This is a genomic window from Methylobacterium hispanicum (assembly GCF_022179285.1).
Taxonomy (GTDB): domain Bacteria; phylum Pseudomonadota; class Alphaproteobacteria; order Rhizobiales; family Beijerinckiaceae; genus Methylobacterium; species Methylobacterium hispanicum.
The window spans coordinates 1-9,396 of the sequence record NZ_BPQO01000061.1 but is presented as its reverse complement, the minus strand read 5'-3'; the positions used below and the strand labels follow the sequence as shown (position 1 = coordinate 9,396).

The window sequence follows — 9,396 nt, the reverse complement described above, 5'->3', positions numbered from 1 at the left end:
GCCGGTCCGTCCACATCTGCTCTCTCCTCCGTCCTGCCAGACGGATCGTGTATTGGTGACACGAGACAGATGGGGACGGCCGGCGGAGGACCTCAAACAGGCTCTTAGGAGGCGCCGGGCTCGGACGCGTCGCTGAACTTCCAACCTACCCCGCCGAGTACGCCCTCGGCAGAGGCGCCGCACCCGCCTGCACGACATCCCGGGGCAGCCGGGTCGCGGGCGGACCGACCCGGATCAGACCGCCTCGAGATAGAAGGCGGCTTGGTCACCCCGTCCCTCCGCGTTCAACGCAACGGAGCGGTCTCGCCAGCGGTCAATCTCCTCGGGCGTGAACAGCGGGGCACCCTGACCCCAGCGGTAGGAGCAGGGATCGAACAATGGGATGTCGCGCCGATACTGCTCACTGCCCCAGAACTGCAGGTCGTAGGAATCGTAGGCCACCTCGGCGATGCGAAACCCCGACCGTTCCGCCAGCCGCTCGAGGCTGGCCTTGGTATGCAGGAAGAGGTGCCGCGGCGCGTCGAGCTGCACCCAATCGACGCCGTAGGTCTCGCAGGCCTCCGAATCCGCGAGCGGAAGCCGCAGCAGGCAGAGTCCTCCTGGCGCGAGTCTTCCCCGCACGGCCCGCAATGTGGCGAGAGGGTCCGGCAGATGCTCGAACACGTGATGGAGCATGATCACGTCGTAGGGACCCGCCGCCGCTCCGATCTCCGCCCGACGTACTTCCAGCCCGTTCGCGTAGACAACGTCCTGCGGCAGGAAGGGATCGACACCTTCGACCGCATCCCAGCCAGCCAGCCGCAACTGGTAGAGCAGCCGCCCGGAGCCACAGCCGACATCGAGAATGCGCGGGCGTCGTGCGAGATCGAGGCGACGCAACGAGAGGAGCGGCCGTCGCATGTCGGCGTGGGATACCGCCAAGGCTTCCGCCTCGGGCAGCGTCAGGAGCGCGCGCACGCGCTCGCCGTAGGCTCCCCGCAGGGCGGGGTCGGCGAACTCGGCGTCGAGGTCTCCGAAGCTATAATAGCCTTCACCGTAATAGTCGGCGAGGTTCTCCGGCACCGTCTCGATCTGCAGGCACCCGCAGGCCGAGCACTCCCGGTAGGTGAAAGGGTCGCGGCGGCCGAACATCATCTCTCGGGCAGCGTGGCGAGTCTCTGCCGGCCCGTCGCAGACCCGGCAGCGGAAAACGCCTTCCAACAGGGTCCGGGCCGGGACGCTCGGGAAGTGCTGCCGGAACGGATGGATGATCGCGCCGCGCCCGGCAGCGCCTTCGGCCTCGATGATCTCGCGGGGGACGTCGGCCCCGACGGCGTTTAAAAGCCGGTCCGAGTCCGGCGCGCCTTTCGTCTGGGGGTCGGCCGCCCACCACGGTTTGAAAGGATGATCCTCGCGGATCGGGATTCCGAAGGCGCGCGCGAGGGTCGGGATTTTGTACTCAAGGAATCCGATCTCCGGATGGCCCGCCTCGACATAGCGATCGAGAAAGATCCGCGGCAGGCAGACCACGATGAACAGGCAGCACCATAGAGGGCCCTCGTAACCCTGCCGATCGCGCAGATAATTCTGGAAGGCGTTCCGGTCCACGACCCGTTCCGGGTTGCGGGGATTGAGCCAGCCCCACCAGTCGGCAACCTCCGCCGCCGGACGGAAGCCTGAGAACAGAGCCTCCCCGGTCCTAAGGGAGCCGAAGAGCTCAGCAAGTGGGCGCAGCACCAGCATGTCCCACTGCACCACGACGAGCGTATCCCAGACGAGCTGGCGCCCCCGGTCGCGGTGCCACGCGGCGATCAGCTGATCGCCGTGGCGGTGCTTCCAGACAGGATCGCGCTCCTCACCGTAGACATAGAGATCGTCGAGCAGGGTCCCGAGCTGCGCGGCGATCGCGGCCGCGTCGGAGAGCGATCCACCAAAGAGTCCGTAGATGGGTGTGTCCGGGTTCAGGGCTCTCAAGTGCCGGAGCCGCGCGGCGCAGATCTCCGGCTCATGATAGAACCAGAACAGGACGGCCAGCCGAGGCCCGTCAGTCTGCGGATCTTCCGCGCCATCGCCGCGATCGCCCCCGGTGACGTCCATGCTCGGCCTCAATCCAAACTCCCTGGCGCGACGCCCCTTGTCAGTCGCTCGGGATCCGTCCCAGGCTAAGACCCGATCGCCGCGGGCCGTGAACCGCGCGACAAGGACCGAACGACATGGATCTGAATGAGGTCATTGCCGGGCATGTCAAGGCGATGGTGCAGGACGGTACTCTCACCTCCGGGGCCGGCCTGAACCGTGCCCTGCGCCTGCTCGCGATCTGGCGCTCCAAACTGATCGAGCGGGAGATCATCGCCCGGCACGGCCTCACGGTCCAGAACGGTCCCTTCGCCGGCATGGTGTTCCGCCAGGAGGCCGCGGAGGGCTGTCTCGCGGCGAAGCTGCTCGGCTGCTACGAGGCCCCCCTTCACCCCTTCCTCACGGAGGTCTCCGGATCGGCGTTCGACGCGATCATCGATATCGGCGCGGCGGAGGGCTATTACGCGGTCGGGCTCGCGCGGCGCGCCACGGGGTGTCAGGTCTACGCGCATGACATCAATCCGGTGGCCCAGGCAGCCGTGCGCGAACTCGCTGCACTCAATGGCGTGGCCGAACGCGTCGCCGTCGGCGGCGAGTTCCGCGGCGAGGATTTCGCCCGGTTCCGCGGTCGCCGCACCCTCGTCGTGGTGGATATCGAGGGTGGCGAGGACGCGCTGCTGCGGCCCGACCTCTACCACGCCCTCAGAGACATGACGCTCCTCGTCGAGTGCCACGACGTGTTCAAGCCTGGCTTGTGCGAGGCGATCGCTGACCGCTTCCGCCCGAGCCACAGCGTCCGGCGCATCGACGAGACCCTGACGCCCCCTGCCCTACCCGACTGGTTCGGTCAGACGACGCATCTCGACCGCCTGCTCAGCATGTGGGAGTGGCGCTCCGGCGCGACACCCTGGCTCGTCATGCGGCCGCGCGCGGCCTCCTGAGTTCAGCACCCACTTCCGCGGGCGCGAGAGGCCGCAGAGGCATCCAGGCCGTCGACTTCGACACGGGGCAGACCTATAGAGGCGCCACAGCACGCGGCTCGTGCCGCGGGTCGGCGAGGCCGAAGATGACAGAAGATGAGATCAGGGCTGGCCGCGAGGCCATCGTCGCGGAACACGGTCCCTGGGGATCGGCCAACATCGCGCTCCCGTACGGCCTGTTCACGATCGACAACCAACCGCGTGGCGACAACCATCGCACGCTGAAGTTTCTGCAGATCGTGTCAGACATGCTCGATCGGCCGCTGCACAGCCTGCGCGTGATCGATCTTGCCTGCGGCGAGGGGCTCTACGCGATCGAGTTCGCCCGACACGGGGCGCAGGTTCTGGGCATCGAGGGCCGGGCAGCCAATTTCGCGAAGGCGGACTTCGCACGAGCCGCTCTCGAGCTCGATAATCTGCGCTTCGTGCAGGACGATGTCCGGGCGTTCTCGGCCGAGCGGTACGGCCAGTTCGACGTGGTGCTGTGCTCCGGCATCCTCTACCACCTCGATCAGCCCGCCTGCTTCCACTTCCTGAAGGCAATCCGTGCGGTCAGCACCGCGCTGTGCATCATCGATACACGGATCGCGATGCAGCCCGAGATCGCGGTTGCCTTCGAGGGTCGAACCTACTGGGGCAGCATCTACCGCGAGCATGCCGACACGGACTCGCCGGAAACGCGGCTCGCCAATCTCGGCGCATCACTCGATAATCCGACGAGCTTCTGGTTCACCCGCCTCAGCTTGGCGAACCTGCTCACAGATCTCGGCTTCACCTCCGTTTTTGACTGTCTCGCGCCTGTGCCGCTGAATACCCGAGCCGACCGCGTGACTCTTGTCGCCCGGCCCGGCCGAGGGCAGCGCCCGTTCAACGCTGTTGCGGCGCGGCTCGATGGCCTGCGCTGGCCGGACGGAGAACAGGAATGAAAGCTGCGCGCCCGGAACCGAGTCGCCAGAATTCGCATCCAGCTTTACGGGTCCGCACATTCGTGGCCGGGGACCGGCACTGGACCGACGCGGCAGCTCTCGTGCTGCTGAGTGAGGACCGCTGTACCTCTGGTCGCGAGATGCGAGTACCGAGGACAGGGCTATAGAGCACTCTGGCGAAGCTGCAAAATCAACTGTTCATCGCAGAAGACGGTCGGGTCAAAGCGTTCCGCTACAGCTCGATACAGGCAATAGCACACAGGATCGCTCATCGTGAAGACAAGTGAGAGATGGCTGCGGAGGCGCATCGGTTCCATCGGTCGGACCGTGACGGCCCCCCTGGAGTATCTCAAGCACGGGAAGCAGGTGCCTGGAAGCGAGCGGAACCGTGACTTGAGGCTTATCAGGAAGATTTTTGACGCGGATTGGTACCGAGCGACCTACGGCGACGTCGATAAAGATCCGGCCAACTACTATCTGCGCGAAGGCGCGCGGCAGGGACATACGCCGCACCCGCTGTTCGACCCTGAGTGGTATGCACGCGACAATGCGGACCTCGCGCAGAGTGGCCGCAATCCGTTCGCCCACTTCTTGGATACCGGTTACAAACAGGGACGAAACCCGCATCCTGTTTTCGATGTCACCTGGTATCTCGAGCGCTACGGAGACGTGCGCGCCGCGGGCGTCAACCCGCTCGTTCATTACATCCGCGACGGTTCGCGGGAGGGACGTTCACCGCACCCATTGTTCGACCCGCGATGGTACGGCCAGCACAATCCCCACGTACCGCCCGAGAAGCAGCTGCTGCATTACCTTTCGGGTGCGGGGCACATGCCACACCCGCTCTTTGACGATGCCTTTTACTTGAGAGCCGTCCCGGGTCTCGACGGCATCGGCATGCCGCCGCTCGTCCACTATCTCATCCGCGGCGCCGCTCAGGGCTTCGATCCCAACCCGATGTTCGATACGGACTGGTACGTCCACAATCACGAGACTTTGGGTGAGACAGGCGAGAATCCGCTCGCACACTACGTCCGCATCGGCGCCGAGGAAGGCCGTGATCCGCACCCGGATTTCGACCGCTCCTGGTACGGCTACCGCCACCCGGACGCGGCTCGCTCCGGCCAAGACCCCTTGGCTCATTACCTCACGGCCGGCGATGGAGAGCGCGCCACGATCCGGCCGCCCGACGATGGCGTGGCTGAATGCGCCGTTCTCGACATCCCCTACGAGATCCGCCGCGCCCCCGCCCAACTGCAGGACCGGGATGTCTGCGTGTTCGTGACGTACAGCGCGGATGGCTCGATCGGCGAACATACCCGGCACTACATCGCGGCTCTCCGCGAGAGCGGCTTCCTGGTCATCCTTACCGTGGCCACGCCGGGCCTCGCGAAGCCGCTGCCCACCTTCTGCGACGCGTGCGAAGGGCTCATCATCCGGCGCAACCACGGCTGGGACTTCGCGGCCTGGGCCACAGCCTTGTCGGTCCTGCCAGATCTCTGGCGCGCGCGTTGCCTGCTCCTCGCAAACGACAGCCTCTACGGCCCTACCGATCCGAAGCAGTTCAGCACGTTGGTGAACCGCGTGCGGGCCAGCGCTGCCGACGTTGTCGCGCTCACCGATAGCCATCAGGTACGCCACCACCTGATGAGCTACTTCATCGTCATCAAGAATGCAGGCCTCACCTCACCTTACTTGCGCCGGTTCTGGAACAGCGTGCGAAGCCTGCGTGACAAGCAGGCGGTGATCGATGCCTACGAAATCACACCGGCCGCTGCTCTCCAGGAAGCCGGCCTTACATACGAGATCCTGTTCCCAACGGCGATCCGTCCAGGTCGAGCCATCAATGCCACGCTGGAGGGCTGGCGCGAGCTGCTGACGCGCGGATTTCCTTTCGTCAAGGTCCAGGCGCTCCGCGATCGACTTGCCCAAACCGATGCGCGGGGCTGGCGCCAGAGTCTTGGGACCAACCCGGCACTTGTCGAGGCCATCGAAAATCATCTTGCCCACCACGGTGGTGAAGCACGTGCTCCGCTCGGCAGGCCTGTCCCGGCTCCGCGCCGCCAGTACCGGCGTACCGCAAGGTTGAAGACCTTCTACGGTGCGGTGGAGAGTACACGGCCCACCCGCAGCACGGACCTCGCGCTGGAGGTTCCGTTCCATCATGTCCCTGACCAGGCGGACTTGCCCGATCGAGTCGCCGTGATCGCCCACATCTTCTACCCTGAACTCTGCGACGAAATCCGCTCGCATCTGGGGCACATCCCGACCCAGGTCGATCTCTTCATCTCAACAGACACGGAAGCGAAGCGGCGGGAGATCGAGACGGCTTTCTCCGCGCACCAAGGCGCTCTCACGGTCAGGGTCTTCCCGAACATCGGCCGAGACGTTGCGCCGATGCTTGTCGGCTTCAAGGACGTCTTCGGAACTTACTCGATATTTCTCCATATTCATTCCAAGAGATCTCCCCACGATAGCCGTTTTGCACCGTGGCGCACCTATCTACTGGATACGTTGGTCGGCTCCCAGGAGATCGTGCGCTCAATTCTGAAGCTGCTGGGCCGACCGGATGTCGGCATCGTTTACCCTGAACATTTCGAGCCGGTTCGCAACCTCCTGAACTGGGGTGGCAACTATGATACGGCCAAGGCACTGCTCGCCAGAGCCGGCCTCATCGTCAGCAAGGAGTTGCTGCTCGAATTTCCGTCGAGTTCGTTTTATTGGGGACGGTGCGACGCGCTACGAGGTCTCCTGAACCTCGATCTCGATTGGACAGACTTTCCAGCCGAGTCGGGCCAGATCGACGGGACCCTTGCGCACGCCATCGAGCGGGCAATCCTGTTTTTCGCTGAAGGAGAGGGCTACAGGTGGGTCAAGATCGGCCGCGCAGATCGCGTGCCACCCGCGGCGCTGATACCTGTTCACAACGCCGATGATCTTGATCAGGACCTGTTGAGGGCGTGTCGCACACTACTGAACAACCGCTTGCCGACACTCGACAAGCGAAACCTGAATCCAGAGTTAATCAACACGCTCACGCGCCGGGACACAAAATCCCGCCCGCGACTGAACTTGTTGATACCCACACTCAGCCCGGAACTTCGGTTTGGGGGCATCAACACGGCGATCCGGATCTTTGAAGAGATAGCTGCTGAACTCGGCGGCGATGTCGATCTGCGCATACTTTGTACAACCCGTGCGCTTGATCTCGAGGCGGTTTGTACTCTTCCAGGCTGGATACTTGTGGCGCCGGGAGCCCACTCAGACTTTTCTCGCGTGCTCGTCGATCTGACACATCAGGAGAGTAGCGAACTAGATTTGCGGGCGAACGACGTCTTCATTGCCACTGCTTGGTGGACTGCAGTCACCGCGTACGACTTCCAAATGCGTCAAGTCGCCTATTACAAACACGCGCCCCGCGTGATTTACCTCGTACAAGATCATGAACCAGATTTTTACGGCTGGTCGAATCAGTACGGCCTCGCTCAGGCCACCTATGCCTTCGGCGATCGCATGATTGCGCTGATCAATTCTGAAGAACTTGCTTCTTTCATGACTACCCGCTACGTACTGCCAGACGCTTACGTCGTTCGTTTCCAGCTGAATCCCACAATCGAGAGCGCCCTATCCCAGAAACCACGCGAGCGCATCCTAATCATCTACGGACGTCCCGGAACGCCGAGAAACTGCTTTGCGACGATCTGCGATGCCATAGGACGTTGGCAGCAGAGTAATCCGACCGTCGCGGCGCAATGGCAGATCGTGTCCGCGGGAGAGGATTACCCACCCGACATCGCCGGATCGGTTCAAAATCTAAGCATCCTCGGCAAGGTGTCGCTGAACGCGTACGCTGACCTGCTCTCCCGCTCATCAGTCGGCATCTCTCTGATGATGTCGCCGCACCCAAGTTATCCGCCGTTGGAAATGGCCCAGGCCGGCATTCAAACTCTCACGAACATCTATCCCTTTAAGAATCTTTCAGAGCGCGCGTCGAATATTATTTCCATCGCAAATGTCACACCCTCGGATTTGGCCAGCGCACTGGATGAAGCGATCACGAAAGCCGACAAGAACGTCGGTAAAATCATACCATTTGAAACAATCAAGCAGCTCCCTTGCGACCTGCCTGACTACACATCGAGTGTCTTGGCACAGCGGATACGACAAGAAATGTCCGAAAAAGCCGGCGCCCTACCTGAGTAAGGAGTTAGGGCTTAGAAAAATCGTATTCATCATCGAAAGAGCTTCTCGTAGCTGTTCCCGGATCTTGAAGCGAGGACAACATCGTTTGGACTGAGCTTGGTGGATGAGGGAGCAGTTGAGCGTGGTGAAGGCGAGATATCGGTCGGCGCGGTACTCGTAGCGACTAGTGAGACGGCGGAAGCGGGCGAGCCAAGCAAGCGCCCGGTTCACGATCCGGCACGATGGCGATCCAGCCGCTCGCGGCTCTCGGTGCCGTACCGGTCAATCCGAGCCGTGAAGCCGCGCACGCGGCACTCGCTCCGACGACGACGTCGATCGTAGTCCTGGTCTGCGGGCAGCTTGTCGGGTCCGCGCCGCGGGCGACTGGGTCGGCCTATCCACAAGCCCGGACCGCGTCGAGCGTGGCGGCCAGCATGCGGCTGTCGTGGCAGTAGGATCCGCTCTGCCTCAGTCCGAGCGGCGTGCCCCTGGGCGTCCACGACGCGGGGGCGCCTCGTCCCCGGCTTGCCCGAGCCCGTAGGGTTCGGACCCGTCGCGGCGCCCCTTTCGGTGGGCGGGCTGGCGCTTTCGAGAGCAGCACGCGACCGATCCAGCGCATCGGCGTCCTGAAGCTGCTCTAGCATTGCCCGATGCGGCTCGGCCCGGACCGGGCCGCCTCCCAGGCAACCAGCCGCCGCCATCGCGTCTTGCCGCTGCAACCTATCGCCACCCGTGGCAGGTGCTTCCCCTGCACGCCCGTGGGCAGGACAGGATGATGCCGGCCAACGCCGCCCGATCAGAGGCCGGCGGGCGACCACTACGCGGCTCGTCAAGTTCAGGCGCCAGAAACGGCTCGACTATCGCCCACACGTCGGCGGGCACGAGAGCGTCCATGCCCTTCCAACTCGTCTAAACATCATTTGTCCGCCATTCTCAGAGGGTCAAGTTTGCGGCCCTGCGGAAGAGCAGGATGCCGCTTTGCTTCGGGGCAGGCCGCTGGCGGCCACGACGTGCTGGCAAGCTGAGGTTTCGGGAAAGCCTACACAGTCGCTGGCCAAGCACCGGAAGCCGGTCATCTAGTCAAAGGCGCGCTCGAGGACCCGTTGAGGTGACAACAGGACAGAGCCGCGCTTGACCTCGGGTGTCAATCGGCGTCCAAAAGGGACCCAGGATCGGCGTCCAAAAGGGACCCACCGGCCGCCGCGCATGAGCGCCAACGCAGAGGCCGATGTCGCGCAGCCGGTCGGGTCAGC

Annotated in this window: 4 protein-coding genes and 1 pseudogene; 3 read left to right on the top strand and 2 right to left on the bottom strand. The window is 63.8% G+C overall.

Features of this window, described 5'->3' with window-relative positions:
* Window positions 1-234: 234 nt before the first annotated feature.
* Entirely contained in the window at window positions 235-2,076 is a 1,842-nt protein-coding gene (locus tag MFF56_RS31470; RefSeq protein ID WP_066919131.1) for a class I SAM-dependent methyltransferase, read from the bottom strand.
* Between the two features lie 116 nt (window positions 2,077-2,192).
* Here MFF56_RS31470 and MFF56_RS31465 point away from each other — a divergent pair, with 116 nt between their 5' ends.
* The 3 genes from MFF56_RS31465 (at window position 2,193) to MFF56_RS31455 (ending at window position 8,164) form a co-directional block, all read left to right on the top strand.
* Window positions 2,193-2,996 carry a class I SAM-dependent methyltransferase gene (locus MFF56_RS31465; protein WP_066919133.1) on the top strand — a complete coding sequence of 268 codons (804 nt, stop codon included), beginning with the start codon at window positions 2,193-2,195 and terminating at the stop codon, window positions 2,994-2,996.
* Window positions 2,997-3,121: 125 nt separating this feature from the next.
* Window positions 3,122-3,961, top strand: coding sequence for a class I SAM-dependent methyltransferase (locus MFF56_RS31460; protein WP_066919134.1), 840 nt, complete (start codon window positions 3,122-3,124; stop codon window positions 3,959-3,961).
* Window positions 3,962-4,234: 273 nt separating this feature from the next.
* The gene (locus tag MFF56_RS31455) at window positions 4,235-8,164 is read left to right on the top strand and encodes a rhamnosyltransferase WsaF family glycosyltransferase (RefSeq protein ID WP_156453517.1); all 3,930 of its coding nucleotides are present in this window, start codon (window positions 4,235-4,237) and stop codon (window positions 8,162-8,164) included.
* A gap of 72 nt (window positions 8,165-8,236) precedes the next feature.
* On the opposite strand, the pseudogene MFF56_RS31450 reads toward MFF56_RS31455, so the two are convergent.
* Window positions 8,237-9,037 (bottom strand): annotated as a pseudogene (locus tag MFF56_RS31450) (IS5 family transposase); the annotation flags it as partial.
* Window positions 9,038-9,396: the final 359 nt, after the last annotated feature.